This is a genomic window from Rhodoplanes sp. P11, from assembly GCF_964266735.1.
Lineage (GTDB): Bacteria > Pseudomonadota > Alphaproteobacteria > Rhizobiales > Xanthobacteraceae > Rhodoplanes > Rhodoplanes serenus.
This window is the reverse complement of the sequence record NZ_CAXWGY010000020.1, coordinates 119,250-132,660: the sequence shown is the minus strand read 5'-3', so window position 1 is coordinate 132,660 and position 13,411 is coordinate 119,250. Positions and strand designations below refer to the sequence as shown.

Below are 13,411 nucleotides of genomic sequence, written 5' to 3'. Positions count from 1 at the left end.
ATCCGAAGCTCGCTGCCCTGCGCAGCCTGGAGGCGAGCCTGCATCTGCACAAGTGTGCAGAGGCCGCCCGGGCCGCCTCGGCGCGCGCCTGTTGCGAGGGCTCCGGGTCGACGTCGTCCGTAACTGCATCGTCCGTAACCGCTCGGTCTGCAACCGCTTCGTCTGCAGCCGCTTCGGCCGCCGCCCCGTGCCCACCCGGCCGGCGCCTCGGCGCCATGCTGGGCGCGCTCGGACGCTGCCTCGTCGCCGCCACTCGCCGGGGCCGGCGAGCAGCGCGCGGGGCCGCCGACCCGACCGGCGCCGCAGCGCTCGATTCGCCTGCTTCTGACCGTCCGCGTCCGGCGTCGTCGCGTCCGGCGTCGTCCCGCCCAGCAGGTTCCCGCTCCCACGCATCCGGCCGCGCGCGGCCGGGCCGTTCCCTGTCCCGGCACGATGTCGTCTGGACGGTGCGGCAGAGCCTGGTCGCCGCCTTCGCGCATCGCGGCCTCCGCATCGCCCTGCTGGCCACCGGCATCCCGGTGGCGGTGCTCGGCCTTTTGGCCGGCGGCCTGTGGTGGCGGCTCGCCTCCGCCCCGATCCCGCTCGACATCGCGACGCCGTGGCTGACCGCCGCGATCGCCGAGAAGCTCGGCAACCGCTACGCCGTCGAGGTCGGCGGCACGCTGATCGAGCTCGACGAGAATCACCGCATGGCGGTGCGCATGCGCGACGTGGTGGTGCGCGACACCGACGGCACCGTGGTGGCCACCGCCCCCAAGGCGGAGGCCGGCATCACCCTGGCGGGCCTGTTGACCGGCCGGGTGCGGGCCGAGAGCATCAGCCTGGTCGGCGCCGAGATCGCGCTGCGGGTCGAGACCGACGGCAAGGTCACGGTGTTCGCCGGCGCCGACAAGCGGCCGATCGCCACCTCGCCGGTGCTGGCCGCCGCCGGCGCGGCGCCGGTTCCGCTGAAGGTCGACCCGGAGCCGACCGCCGCCGGTGCACCGGCCGCCGGGGTGCCGAACGCCGGCAGCACGGCCGCCACCCCGTCGACCCGCGCCGCCACCGAGAACGTCGCCTCGCTGCTCGCCTGGCTCGACAGCCTCGGCAGTCTCGGCCTCGACGGCGGCGCGCTCACCGAGCTCGGCCTCAAGAGCGGCAATCTCGTCGTCGACGACCAGCGCAGTGGCCGTCAGTCGCGCTTCGAGAACATCCATCTCACCATGACGCGGCCGCAGCCGGGCGAGCTGTCGGTGACGCTCGGCTCGCAGGACCCCGAACGCCCCTGGGTGGTGGTCGGCGCCGTGAAGCCGACGGCCGCCGGCGGCCGCGCCGTGCGGGTGGAGGCCCGCAAGGTCTCGGTGCGCGACCTCCTGATGGCGATGCGCCTCGACCAGGCGGTCGAGTCCGACCTGCCGGTGTCGGCGAGCCTGCGGGCCGAGATCGCCGCCGACGGCACGCCGCAATTCGCCAGCGGCCGCATGCTGGTCGGTCCCGGCATGATCGGCGAGGTCGGCGACGCCCTCAACCGGGTGACCATCGACCGCTTCGAGGCGAGCCTCGAATGGGATGCGGCGCGCGGCATGATCGTGTCGCCGTTCCAGCTCGTCTCCGGCGGCACCCGGCTCACCCTGATCGCCCAGGCCGAGCCGCCGGCCGAACCCGGGCGCCCCTGGCAGCTCGGCCTGCGCGGCGGCAGCATCGTGGTGGCGGGCGCCGCCGGCGAGGCGCCGCTGCTCGTCAACCGGCTGCTGGTGCGCGGCCGCTACGACCCGGCGACCCGCAAGCTCGAGATCCAGCACGGCGAGGCGGGCGGCGGCGATGTCGCCATCGCGACGTCGGGCTTCGTGGATCTCGCCACCGCCGACCCGCGCCTCGTCGTCGGCATGGCGGCCCGCAACATGTCGGCCGCCTCGTTCAAGCGCCTGTGGCCGCCCTTCATCAACGCGCCGGTGCGCGAATGGGTGATGGACAACATGGCGGGCGGCTCGCTCGATCGCATCGAGATCGCCACCAACGCGCCGCTGTCGACGCTGCGCACCGGCGGCCCGCCGCTGCCCGACGACGGGCTCTCCATCGAGATCGTCACCACCGGCACCCAGATCAGGCTGATCGGGGCGCTGCCGCCGATCCGCGACTCCGACCTGGTCATGCGGGTGCGCGGCCGGCAGGTCACGGTGGCGCTCGGGCGCGGGGTCGCCGAGCTGCCGTCAGGCCGTCGCATGACGGTGACCAACGGGCTGTTCGAGGTGCCCGACTCGCACGGGCCGCTGCCGCCCTCGCGGGTGCGCGCCCGGGTCGACGGCCCGGCGCCGGCGGCGGCCGAGTTCCTGGCGCTGGACGGCATCCGCGACGCCTCCGGGGCGCCGCCGCTCGATCCCGCCACCTGCCGCGGCACCGTCAGCGCCCAGGTGACGGTGACGACCCCGGTCGGCTCCGACCCGCCGCCCGGCTCGTTCCAGTACGCAGTGGCGGCCGACATCACCAATTTCGCCGTCGACCGCTTCGCCATGTCCCAGAAGGTCGAGGCCCAGACCCTCAAGGTCGCCGCCAACCAGCAGGGCTACCAGGTCAAGGGCGACGTGCGCATCGGCGGCGTGCCGGCGGCGATTGAACTGCGCAAGGCGAACGGCGAGCCGGATGCCGAGCTGCGCCTGCAAGCGACCCTCGACGACGCCGCCCGCGGCAAGCTCGGCATCGAGACCGGGCCGACCGTCAGCGGCCCGATCGCCCTCAAGCTCGCCGGCCGGCTGACCGCCGCGCCCGACCAGGACAGCCGCTTCGCGGTCGACGCCGACCTGACCCAGGCGCGCATCGACAACCTGCTGCCGGGCTGGGTGAAGCCGGCCGGCAAGACGGTGCGCTCCGCCTTCACCTATGTGGGCCGCGGCAAGGCGGCGCGCTTCGAGGACGTCGTCGTCGAGGGCTCCGGCGCGGCCGTGAAGGGCGGTCTCGAGCTCGACGGCAACGGCGAGTTCCTCGCCGCCTCCTTCCCGGTGTTCGGCCTCTCGGACGGCGACAAGGCGAGCCTCAAGGTCGAGCGCGGCGCCGACGGCATCATGAAGGTGGTGCTGCGCGGCGACGTCTACGACGGCCGCGCCTTCGTCAAGTCGGTGATGGGCGGCTCCGCCGCCGACCAGAAGCGCCAGGGCGCCGGCATCGATGTCGACATCGACATGAAGATCGGGGCGCTGGCCGGCTTCCACGGCGAGGCGCTGCGTGCCGTCGACCTCAAGCTGGTGCGCCGCGGCGGCAAGCTCGAAGCCTTCACGCTGGGGGCCAAGATCGGCGCCGATGCGGCGCTGATCGGCGACCTGCGCGGCCGCGTCGGCGGCGGCGGCCAGGTGGTCTATCTGGAGAGCAAGGACGCCGGCGCGCTGTTCCGCTTCACCGACACCTATCCGCGCATGTTCGGCGGCCAGATGTGGGTCGCCATGGACCCGCCCAGCGCCGACCAGCGCCCCAAGGAGGGCCTGCTGAACGTGCGCGACTTCACGGTGCGGGGCGAGGCGTCGCTGGATCGCGTCGCCGCCTCCGGGGCGCCCGGCATGCAGAATCCGGGCGTCGAGTTCAGCCGCATGCGGGTCGAGTTCAGCAAGTCGCCGGGCCGCTTGACGATCCGCGACGGCGTGGTGCGCGGCCCGATCGTCGGCGCCACGCTGGAAGGGACGCTCGACTACGCCGCCAACGAGGTGCGGATGCGCGGCACCTTCGTGCCGCTGTACGGGCTCAACAACGCCTTCGGGCAGATCCCGATCGTCGGCCTGTTCCTCGGCGGCGGCGACAAGGAGGGGCTGGTCGGCGTCACCTACGAGGTGGTCGGCACGCCCGGCACGCCGATCCTGCGCGTCAACCCGATCTCGGCGGTGGCGCCCGGCGTGCTGCGCAAGTTCTTCGAGTTCCCGAGCGCGCTGTCGAACAGTTTCGGCAACGGCGGCGACCGGCCGGCCGGCGACGCCCGCTCCGCCGTGCAGTGAGGCTGCGAGCCGCGCCGCGTCGGCTCGCTCCGGCGGCCCCGATCAGCCGCCGACAGATCAGGCCGTGACGAACGCGCTGACGCGAAAACCCTGAGCATAGAGAAGCGCCGTCAGGTCGGCGTGCTCGATCCGGGCGTCCGCCGCCGCCGCGACGGCGGGCTTGGCCCGGAACGCCACGCCGAGCCCGGCCTCGTCGATCATCGCGAGATCGTTGGCGCCGTCGCCGACCACCAGCGTGTCGTGCTGGGCGAGCCCGAGCTTCTCCCGCAGGTTCTGGAGCGTGGCGCGCTTGCCCTCGCGGCCGACGATCGGCGGCAACAGCCGCCCGGTGAGGCGCTTGTCCGCGCCCACCTCCAGCGTGTTGCCGACATGCTGATGGAAGCCGATCATCGCCGAGACCCGCGCCGTGAACAGCGTGAAGCCGCCCGACACCAGGCAGGTGTGGGCACCGTGCGCCGCCATGGTGCGCACCAGGGCGCGGCCGCCGGGCGTCTCGGTGATGCGGGTGTCGATCACCTCGTCGACGAGATCGAGCGGCAGGCCGGCGAGCAGCGCGACGCGCTCGGCCAGCGCCGGCTCGAAGGCGATCTCGCCCCGCATGGCGCGCTCGGTGATAGCCGCCACATGGGCCTTGCGACCGATCATGTCGGCGATCTCGTCGATGCACTCCTGGCCGATCATGGTGGAGTCCATGTCGGCGAGCAGGAGCCGCTTGCGGCGGCTTTCGACCGGCTGCACCACCACGTCGACGGGGAGCGGGGCCAAGAGGCCGCGCAGGCGCTCGGCGGTGGCGCGCTCGTCGAGCGGGCCGCGCGGCGCGAACGGCAGGTCGACCGCGACGCCGAGCGCCAGCCAGTCGGGCGTGCCGGGGAACGGCAGCGCGGCGCGGGCCAGCGCCGCCGCGGCGGCGTCCAGCACCGGCGTGGCCGGATCGACGATCAGGGTGGCGACATGGGTCATGCGGGGGCCGGGTCACGGGTTCGGCCGCAGCGACAGGCGGCGGCAGGGGCGGGCGCGGGTCGGGCTCTTCCTTAGGCGCCCATGTCGGCGGGTCAAAGCCGTACCATGGTCGTGGCCCGGCCGGAGCCGGGCCGGACCGTCAGTCCAGCACGTGGCTCACCATGCCGTCGGCCAGCTTGGGCTCGAACCAGGTCGACTTCGGCGGCATGATCTCGCCCGCATCGGCGACCGCCATCAGGTCGGCCATCGGGGTCGGGAACAGCGAGAACGCCGCCGCCGCTTCGCCGGCCGTCACCCGCCGGGCCAGCTCCTCGACGCCGCGGCCGCCACCGACGAAGTCGATGCGCTTGTCGCGGCGCTGATCGGTGATGCCGAACAGCGGCTCGATGGCGTTGCGGCTGAGCAGCGTGATCGGCAGGCGGCCGACCGGATCGTCCGCCGGCACCCGCTCCGGATGCAGCGTCAGCGCGTACCACGCTCCGTCGACGAACAGGCCGAACTCGCTCGCCGCCGCCGGGCGCACCGGCCCGTCCGCCAGCCTCACCTCGAAGCGCTCGCCCAGGGCCGCCAGGAGGGCGGCGGGCGAATGGCCGTTCAGATCTTTCATCAGCCGGTTGTAGTCCAGGATGGTCATCTGGTGGTCGGGGAACATCACGGCCAGGAACCAGCCGTGCGAGCCGGCGCCGCCGCGCGCCGCCGCCACCCGCGTCGCCGCCGCCGAGCGGTGATGGCCGTCGGCGATGTAGAGAACCGGCAGCGCGTCGACCATGCGGCCGAGCTGCGACACCGTCTCGGGCCCGTCGACCACCCACATCTCGTGGCGCACGCCGTCGTCGGCGGTGACGTCGACGGCACGCTCCGTCTCGGTGACCTGGGCGAGCAGGGTGTCGAGGCCGGGCGCGTCCCGATAGGCGAGCATCACCGGGCCGGTCTGGGCGTTCACCGCCTCGATCTGGTGGACGCGGTCGTCCTCCTTGGCGGGCGTAGTCAGCTCGTGCTTGCGGATGCGGCCGCTCTCGTAGGCGGCCACCGACGCGGTGAGGGCGAGGCCGGTCTGCACCCGGTCGCGCCAGGTCAGCCGGTAGACGTAGAAGGATGGCAGCGTGTCGCGGATCAGCACGCCCTCGGCCACCATGCGGTCGAGGTTTTCGCGCGCCTTGGCGTAGACGGCGGGATCGTGCGGGTCGATCGCCGGGTCGAGATCGATCTCGGGCCTGGAGACGTGCAGGAAGCTCCACGGCCGGCCGTGGGCCCGCACCCGCGCCTCGTCGCTCGACAGCACGTCGTAGGGTGGAGCGAGAACCTCGGCGGCGCGTCCGGGAGCGGGACGAAGGGCGCGGAAGGGCTGAACAAGAGTCACGGGCGTCTCCGGACGGGGGTCGATGCGAGAGCCCTGGTTTAGCACCGGACGGCGGCGGCGAAAGGGCTGATCGGCGTCGCCGCTGGATTTCGCGGCCGGCGCGCGCGGCGGCCTCTCGATCGCGACGGCGTCGCCGGACGCCGACGGGCCGATGGTCAGTAGCGCAGATGAGGCCGTCGCGCGTCCGCCCAGGCGGCCTCGTCGGGCCGCGTGAGGGCGTCGAGGTCGGCCGGTGTCGCGGCCGCATCGTCGACCCAGTCGCGCAATCCCGGGCCTCCGTTGATCACGTCGATGGCGAGCCGCGCGTGCTCGTACTCGTAGGGGAAGTCCCGCCACAGCGGATAGTCGGGGTGGAGCCGGCGGATCGCCTTGAAGGCGAGCGCCTGGAGGCGCCACGGCCGGAACCCCTCGTGGTCGTAGGCGGGGCCTTCGGGGTGGATCTGGAGGCCGTGGCAGAGCCGGCCGGCGTGCTTGTGGAAGGTCGGCTCGAACCACGTCTCGCGCAGCGCGCAGCCGGCCAGCCACTGCGGCGCCAGGCGGGTCATCTCGGCCAGCACCGCGCGGGCGTCGAGGTCGGGGGCGCCGAACAGCTCCAGCGGCCGGGTGGTGCCGCGCCCTTCCGAGAGCGTCGTGCCCTCCATCATCACGGTGCCCGCATAGGCGCGGGCCATCCACAGGTTCGGCGCGTTGGGGCTGGGATTGACCCACACCCGCTCGCCGAGCGGCCAGCCGAAGCCCGGCGCCGCGTCGGGGCGCCAGCCCGCCATCTCGACGACCCGGTAATCGACGTCGAGCCCGAGCGTGGCGACGAACCAGGCGCCGAGCTCGCCGAGGGTGAGCCCGTGGCGCATCGGCAGCGCCCCGGCGCCGACGAAGCTCTCGTGCCCGGGCCGCAGCGTCAGGCCCTCGATCGGCCGGCCGGCCGGGTTGGGCCGGTCCAGCACCCACACGGCCTTGCGGTGGCGCGCCGCCGCCTCCAGCACGTAACGCAGCGTGGTCACGAAGGTGTAGATGCGGCAGCCGAGATCCTGGAGATCGACCAGCATCACGTCGAACGCATCCATCATGGCGTCGGTCGGCCGGCGCACCGTGCCGTACAGGCTGAACACCGGGATGCCGTGCACCGGATCGGAGAAATCCGGCGATTCGATCATGTTGTCCTGCTTGTCGCCGCGCAGCCCGTGCTGCGGCCCGAACGCCGCCGTGAGCCGAACGTCGCCGCACGCCGCCAGCGCGTCGAGCACGTGGGTGAGGTCGGCGGTGACCGAGGCCGGATGCGCCAGCAGGGCGACGCGCCGGCCGGCGAGCGGCGCCCGCAGCGCCGGCTCGGCGAGGAGCCGGTCGAGGCCGAATCTCATGGCTGCACCGTTGCGGGCGAGGGCGCGCCGACGGGCGCGTAACCGGGCGCGAGCGTCAGGGTCGCGCCGTCCGGGTGATGGAAGTCGGGCGGCCCGGGCGGATGCGCCAGCGCCCAGTGGGAAATGCCGTCGCGGTCCTCGACGACGGCCGCGAGGGCGAGCCGCCAGGTCGCGGCGGTCGTCAGCGCCGGCACCGCGCCGAGCGCCAGTTCGGCGCGCAGCGTGAAGGTCTCCGCGCCGCGCTCCACCGCGATCGCGGGCGTCGAGAAGCCGGGCAGCGGGCGCATGCCGGCGCGATAGCGGTCGAACCGATAGGCCGCCCAGGCGGTCGAGGGCGACAGGTTGATCTCGACATAGGGACCGCCCGGCACCGTGCCGAGGAACGCCTCGAAGCAGGTGTGCCGCCACAGCCCGTCGCGGCGCTCGGGCGGTCCGGCCGGCGGCAGCCGGAGGGCATCGATGGCGCCGGTCACCGCATAGGACAGGAGCAGGCGGCCGCCATCCTGCCGGGTGGCTTCCACGGCGAGGCGGGCGGCCGCGCAGGGCGGCGAATCCGAGTGTCGTCTCAGGGATTCGAGCATGGCGGCACTGTAGAGCGTTCGGATGTCCGATGCGCACCGGAATTGCATCGCGCCGCCGGCGAGTCCAGATTCGAGACCGATCGTGTGACCGCGCCCGGAGGGCCGCATGGCTCCACTGATCGCCCTCACGGGCGCAACCGGCTTCATCGGCCGCCACCTGCTGCGGGCACTGCCGGCGCAGGGGTTCCGGGTGCGGGCGCTGCTGCGGCGGCCGGCCGAGCTGCCGCCGGAGGCCGGCGGCGCGGTGATCGGCGACATCGCCCGGCCGCAGAACATGGCGGCGGCGCTCGCCGACGTCGACGCGGTGGTGCATTCGGCGGCGCTGGCGCCCGGCCTCACCGGGCGACCCGCCGACGACTACCGGGCGATGAACACGGCCGCGACGGTGGCGCTGGCACGGGCCGCGGAGCGCGCCGGGGTGCGCCGCTTCGTGTTCCTCTCCTCCATCCGGGCGCAGTGCGGGCCGACCGCGGCAGGCGTGCTCACCGAGGCCGACGTGGCGGTGCCCGAATCGGCCTATGGGCAATCGAAGCTCGCGGCCGAAGAGGGGCTGGCCGGCCTCGCCATCGACTGGGTGGCGCTGCGGCCGGTGCTGGTCTACGGCGCCGGGGCGGGCGGCAACATCGCCGAGCTGGTGCGGCTCGCCGGCACGCCCTGGCCGCTGCCGTTCGGCGCCGTCACGGCGCGGCGCTCGCTGCTGGGGCTCGACAATCTCGCCACCGCGGTGGCGGCGGTGCTGCGGGCGCCGGGGCCGCTGCGGCGGCCGCTCGTGGTCGCCGACCGCGAGGCGCTGACGCTGGCCGAGATGATCGTGGCGTTACGGCGCGGTCTCGGCCGGTCGCCCGGCCTGCTGCCGGTGCCGGTGCCGCTGCTGCGCGCCGGCTTCCGGGTCGCCGGCCGGAGCGAGACGTTCCGCCGGCTGGCCGAGCCGCTGGTGGTCGACGCCGCCGCGCTCATGGCGCTCGGCTGGACCCCGACGGTGTCGACACCCGAGGGGCTGGAGCGGCTGGCCCGGGAGGGAGATGCGCCGAGCGGGATGGCCTGATGCGGCCCGTGGCGCTCACTCGGGCGGGGCGAGGCGGAGGATGCGGCCGTTCGGTTCGTCGGTGAGGGCGAAGACCTCGCCGTCGGGGCCGGCGACGACGTGGCGGATGCGGGCGCCGAGCGGGATGCGCTCCTCGCCCGTCACCCGCTCGCCGTCGAGGGTGAGGCGGACGATCCCGCGCGACGACAGGCCACTGATCAGCATGGAGCCGCGCCAGCCGCGAATGCGGTCGGCGGTGTAGAACGCCATCCCGGATGGCGAGATCACCGGGGTCCAGTGGCGGACCGCGTCGGCGAACTCCGGCCGCGTCGGCGGGTCGGGGATGTCGCGGCCGTCGTAGTGCTTGCCCCAGCTCACCAGCGGCCAGCCGTAGTTCTTGCCGGCCTGCGGAATGTTCAGCTCGTCGCCGCCCATCGGCCCCATCTCGTGGACCCACAGCACGCCGGTGTCGGGGTGGAGGGCGCCGCCGAGCGGGTTGCGATGGCCGTAGGACCAGATCTCCGGCCGCGCGTCCTTGCGGCCGACGAACGGGTTGTCGGCCGGCACCGAGCCGTCCGGCCGGATGCGCACGATCTTGCCGAGATGCGTGCCGAGGTCCTGGGCGGGATCGAACTTGAAGCGCTCGCCGAGCGTCACGAACAGCGTGCCGTCGCGGCGGAACACGATGCGCGAGCCGAAATGGTTGCCGCCCGAGACCTTGGGCTGCTGGCGGAAGATCACCTTGAGATCGGACAGGCGATCCTCGCCCAGCACGGCGCGGGCGACCGCCGCCGAGGCGCCGCCGTCGCCCGGCTCCGCATAGGTGATGTAGACGACGCGGCTGTTGGCGAAGTCGGGATCGAGGGCGACGTCGTGCAGCCCGCCCTGGCCCTGCGCCAGCACCGGCGGGACGCCGGCGAGCGGCGGCGAGACGCGCCCGTCCGGGCCGACGAGGCGCAGCCGGCCGGGCCGCTCGGTCACCAGCAGGCGGCGGTCAGGCAGCACCGCGAGGCCCCAGGGGTGGACGAGCCCCTCGGCGACGGTGTGCACCACCAGCGGACCGGCCTCGGTGTCGACTCGGCGGTCTGCCGGGGCGGCGGGCGGTGCGCCGGCCTGGGCCTGCGCGGCGCCCGGCGTGGCGGCGGCCATGGACGCGGCGATCAGCACGAGCACGCCTTTCCGCATGGACGACTCTCCCTCGCTCGGCGACGCGACATCGTTGCGGCCCGCGACCTCACAGTATCGCGGTTCGCGACGCGACATCGTCGCGGTGCGAGCGCTCCGGCTCAACCCGGCGAGACCGTCGCCGTTCCCGCGGGCGATCGGCTCCGCCGGCTTCCATCCGGACGGCTCCGGCGGGCCGGTGCGGGCTGCGCTCTTCAGCGCTGATGCACGTAGGTGCCGGGCGCCGCGGCGAGCGGCGCGTAGCCCTTGGCGGGCGCCCCCAGGGCGGGCGGCGCCATCCGCTCGGCGGCCGAGTGGGTGGCGAGCCAGCCGGCCCATTCGGTCCACCACGAGCCCGGCTTGGGGGCGGTCGCCGCCATCCACTCGTCCGGGCTGATGCAGGGATCGGCGGCGCGCTTGAGCACCACCCGGTAGTGGCGATGCGGCCGGCCCGGCTCGCTGACGATGCCGGCATTGTGGCCGCCCGAGGTCAGCACGAAGGTGACGTCGGTGTCGCTGAGATAGTGGATCTTGTAGACCGAACGCCATGGCGCCACGTGATCGCGCTCGGTCGCCACCGTGAAGATCGGCACCCGGATGTTCTGGATCACCGCCGGCCGGCCGTCGACCATGAAGCGGCAGGCCGCCAGCTCGTTGTCGACATAGAGGCGCCGCAGGTACTCGGCGTGCATGCGATAGGGCATGCGGGTCGAGTCGGCGTTCCACGCCATCAGGTCGTTCATCCGGCTGCGCTCGCCCATCAGATAATCGTGGACGAGGCGCGACCACACGAGATCGGTGGTGCGCAGGAGCTGGAAGGCGCCCGCCATCTGGTCGGCCGAGAGATAGCCGCGGTTCCACATCATGCTTTCGAGCATGTGGAGCTGGCTGTGATCGATGAACAGCGCGAGCTCCCCGGGCTCGGAAAAGTCCATCTGGGCGGCGAGCAGCGTCAGCGAGGCGAGGCGGTCGTCGCCGGTCCGCGCCATGGCGGCGGCCGCGATGGCGAGCAGGGTGCCGCCGAGGCAGTAGCCGGCGCCGTGCACCCGGCGTCCCGGCATGATCGCCGCGATGGCGTCGAGCGCCGCCATCGGGCCGAGCCGGCGGTAGTCGTCGAAGGCGATGTCGCGGTCCTCCGGGCCGGGATTGCGCCAGGAGATGCAGAACACCGTGTGGCCCTGCGCGACCAGCCAGCGGATCAGCGAGTTCTGCGGCGACAGGTCGAGGATGTAGTACTTCATGATCCAGGCCGGCACGATCAGGATCGGCTCTGCCGCCACCGTGTCGGTGGCGGGCGCGTACTGGATCAGCTCGATCAGCGCGTTGCGGTAGACCACCTGGCCCGGCGTGACGGCGACGTCGCGGCCGACCGCGAACGCCTCGGTGCCGGCCGGCGGCCGCCCGGTGGCGGTTCGGCTCATGTCCTCGGCCCAGTTCTGGAAGCCGTGGATGAGATTGGTGCCGAACGACTCGCGCGTCTTGTCGATCACCTCCGGATTCATGAATGGCAGGTTGGAGGGCGACGCCATGTCGAGGAGCTGGCGCACCGTGAACGCCACCATGTCCTGGTGATGCGGTGCGACCCCCGGCACGTCGTGGGTGAGATCGTGCCACCACTGCTCGGCCAGCAGGAAGGACTGTGCCCACAGCTCGAACGGCGGGGTGTGCCAGGCCGGGGCCGCGAAGCGGGGATCGTTGCCCGGAGCGACGACGTGCGGCGGCGGATCGCGCCCGACGCTGGAGGCGGCGAGCTGGGCCTGGAACCGCATGGCGCGCCGGCTCGCCCGCCAGGCGAGCTCCATGCACTTTCCGGGAGCGGCGGCGAGATGCATGCCCCAGTCGAAGAAGGCGAGCCCGAGGGCGGTGGGGGAGAGGCCGCCGGTGGCCTGGGCGGTGAGAGCGATGCGGGTGCGGTCGAGCGCTCGGAACGCCTCGAAGCCGGTGTCGTCGTCGATGTGGGTCGCGGGAGCGGGGGGGCTCGCGGGATGGGTCATGGGATGCGCCTCGGCGGGCTGGTCCGGGGCGTCGGCGACGCGCGCCGGGTCGGTCCATTGAGCGCCGACGCCGCAGCGCAGCATTGACCTGGAACAAGAAGGGGCTGGAGCAAGAAGGCGATCTGCGGGCTCGCGTGGTGGGCGGATCGCCGCGCCGGTGGGCCGGCGCGGCCTCGTCGGCGTTTCCAGACGGCTCTCAGTGCTGCTGATGGATCTGGAGCAGGTTGCCGCAGGTGTCGTCGAACACCGCGGTGGTGACCGGCCCCATGGTGACGGGCGGCTGGGTGAAGCGCACGCCGAGGGCGACGAGGCGCGCGTGCTCGGCCTTGCAGTCGCTCACCCCGAAGGAGGTGAACGGGATGCCGTCGCGCTTCAGCGCCGCCTTGAACGGCTTGGCGGCCGGGTGGGCGTCGGGCTCCAGCACCAGCTGGGTGCCATCGGGGGCGTCGTGCGACACCACGGTGAGCCAGCGGCTCGCGCCCAGCGGCATGTCGACCTTGGGCCGAAAGCCCAGGACCTCGGTGTAGAAACGCAGCGCCTTGTCCAGGTCGTCGACCATCACGCTCGCCAGCTCGATCCTCATGCGGGGGTTCTCCGTTGCGGTGGGGAGGGGGGTGGCGCCGCGGCTGGCGCGGCGTCCGGCTGCGGCTCGGCCGGCTGCGCCGCCGACGGCTCCGCCGCAGACGGCCGGGATTCGGGCGTGCGCTCTCCGGCATGGCCGGCGAGCCATAGCGTCCAGGCGCGGCGCAGCGGCGTGCGGTCGAGAAAGTGGTGCTTGCTGCGCCACTGCCATTCGGTGCGCAGGAGGCCGGCCTCCTCCAGCACCTTGAGGTGCTTGGACAGCGCCTGCCGCGACAGGCTGGCGCCATAGTAGGTGATCAGGCGGACATGCAGCTCGAACAGGGTCTGCCCGTCGCGCTCGGCCAGCTCGTCGATCAGCCGCCGCCGCGTCGCGTCCGACAGCGCCCGGAAGAGCAGGTCGAGATCCATGCCGGAAGACTAATCTGATCGGAT

Annotated in this window: 10 protein-coding genes; 2 read left to right on the top strand and 8 right to left on the bottom strand. The window is 73.4% G+C overall.

The window, feature by feature from the left end; translation table 11 throughout:
- Positions 1–446: 446 nt before the first annotated feature.
- A complete protein-coding gene (locus tag ACFQUV_RS22235) occupies positions 447–3,956 on the top strand; it encodes a DUF3971 domain-containing protein (RefSeq protein WP_129611257.1) in 3,510 nt (1,169 codons plus the stop codon).
- A gap of 57 nt (positions 3,957–4,013) precedes the next feature.
- On the opposite strand, the gene serB is transcribed toward ACFQUV_RS22235, so the two are convergent.
- The 4 genes from serB to ACFQUV_RS22215 form a co-directional block, all read right to left on the bottom strand.
- A complete protein-coding gene (gene serB, locus ACFQUV_RS22230; protein ID WP_129611258.1) occupies positions 4,014–4,916 on the bottom strand; it encodes a phosphoserine phosphatase SerB in 903 nt (300 codons plus the stop codon).
- 139 nt (positions 4,917–5,055) lie between these two features.
- On the bottom strand, positions 5,056–6,276 hold the full coding sequence (locus ACFQUV_RS22225; RefSeq protein ID WP_129610334.1) for a DUF1015 domain-containing protein: 1,221 nt from the start codon (positions 6,274–6,276) through the stop codon (positions 5,056–5,058).
- A gap of 155 nt (positions 6,277–6,431) precedes the next feature.
- Positions 6,432–7,634: an exo-beta-N-acetylmuramidase NamZ domain-containing protein gene (locus tag ACFQUV_RS22220; protein WP_129610336.1), complete on the bottom strand. Its 1,203-nt coding sequence runs from the start codon at positions 7,632–7,634 to the stop codon at positions 6,432–6,434.
- A complete protein-coding gene (locus tag ACFQUV_RS22215; RefSeq protein ID WP_207211540.1) occupies positions 7,631–8,215 on the bottom strand; it encodes a DOMON-like domain-containing protein in 585 nt (194 codons plus the stop codon). Before ACFQUV_RS22215 ends, ACFQUV_RS22220 begins: the two co-directional genes overlap by 4 nt.
- 106 nt (positions 8,216–8,321) lie before the next feature.
- On the opposite strand from ACFQUV_RS22215, the gene ACFQUV_RS22210 reads away from it, so the two are divergent.
- Positions 8,322–9,260, top strand: a complete 939-nt coding sequence (locus ACFQUV_RS22210) for an NAD-dependent epimerase/dehydratase family protein (RefSeq protein ID WP_129610338.1) — start codon at positions 8,322–8,324, stop codon at positions 9,258–9,260.
- Positions 9,261–9,275: 15 nt separating this feature from the next.
- On the opposite strand, the gene ACFQUV_RS22205 is transcribed toward ACFQUV_RS22210, so the two are convergent.
- From ACFQUV_RS22205 to ACFQUV_RS22190, 4 genes are all read right to left on the bottom strand, one after another.
- Positions 9,276–10,424, bottom strand: coding sequence for a PQQ-dependent sugar dehydrogenase (locus ACFQUV_RS22205; protein WP_129610340.1), 1,149 nt, complete (start codon positions 10,422–10,424; stop codon positions 9,276–9,278).
- Positions 10,425–10,618: 194 nt separating this feature from the next.
- Complete coding sequence (locus ACFQUV_RS22200) at positions 10,619–12,397, bottom strand: alpha/beta hydrolase (RefSeq protein ID WP_207211541.1); 1,779 nt, start codon at positions 12,395–12,397, stop codon at positions 10,619–10,621.
- Between the two features lie 196 nt (positions 12,398–12,593).
- Positions 12,594–12,980: a VOC family protein gene (locus tag ACFQUV_RS22195; RefSeq protein ID WP_129610344.1), complete on the bottom strand. Its 387-nt coding sequence runs from the start codon at positions 12,978–12,980 to the stop codon at positions 12,594–12,596.
- Positions 12,977–13,387: a helix-turn-helix transcriptional regulator gene (locus ACFQUV_RS22190; protein WP_129610346.1), complete on the bottom strand. Its 411-nt coding sequence runs from the start codon at positions 13,385–13,387 to the stop codon at positions 12,977–12,979. Before ACFQUV_RS22190 ends, ACFQUV_RS22195 begins: the two co-directional genes overlap by 4 nt.
- Positions 13,388–13,411: the final 24 nt, after the last annotated feature.

What these genes read in the sequence shown, in the direction of transcription:
- ACFQUV_RS22195 (WP_129610344.1), bottom strand. Translation starts at nt 12,980, where the DNA reads ATGAGGATCGAGCTGGCGAGCGTGATGGTCGACGACCTGGACAAGGCG.
- serB (WP_129611258.1), bottom strand. Translation starts at nt 4,916, where the DNA reads ATGACCCATGTCGCCACCCTGATCGTCGATCCGGCCACGCCGGTGCTG.
- ACFQUV_RS22205 (WP_129610340.1), bottom strand. Translation starts at nt 10,424, where the DNA reads ATGCGGAAAGGCGTGCTCGTGCTGATCGCCGCGTCCATGGCCGCCGCC.
- ACFQUV_RS22200 (WP_207211541.1), bottom strand. Translation starts at nt 12,397, where the DNA reads ATGACCCATCCCGCGAGCCCCCCCGCTCCCGCGACCCACATCGACGAC.
- ACFQUV_RS22215 (WP_207211540.1), bottom strand. Translation starts at nt 8,215, where the DNA reads ATGCTCGAATCCCTGAGACGACACTCGGATTCGCCGCCCTGCGCGGCC.
- ACFQUV_RS22190 (WP_129610346.1), bottom strand. Translation starts at nt 13,387, where the DNA reads ATGGATCTCGACCTGCTCTTCCGGGCGCTGTCGGACGCGACGCGGCGG.
- ACFQUV_RS22220 (WP_129610336.1), bottom strand. Translation starts at nt 7,634, where the DNA reads ATGAGATTCGGCCTCGACCGGCTCCTCGCCGAGCCGGCGCTGCGGGCG.
- ACFQUV_RS22210 (WP_129610338.1), top strand. Translation starts at nt 8,322, where the DNA reads ATGGCTCCACTGATCGCCCTCACGGGCGCAACCGGCTTCATCGGCCGC.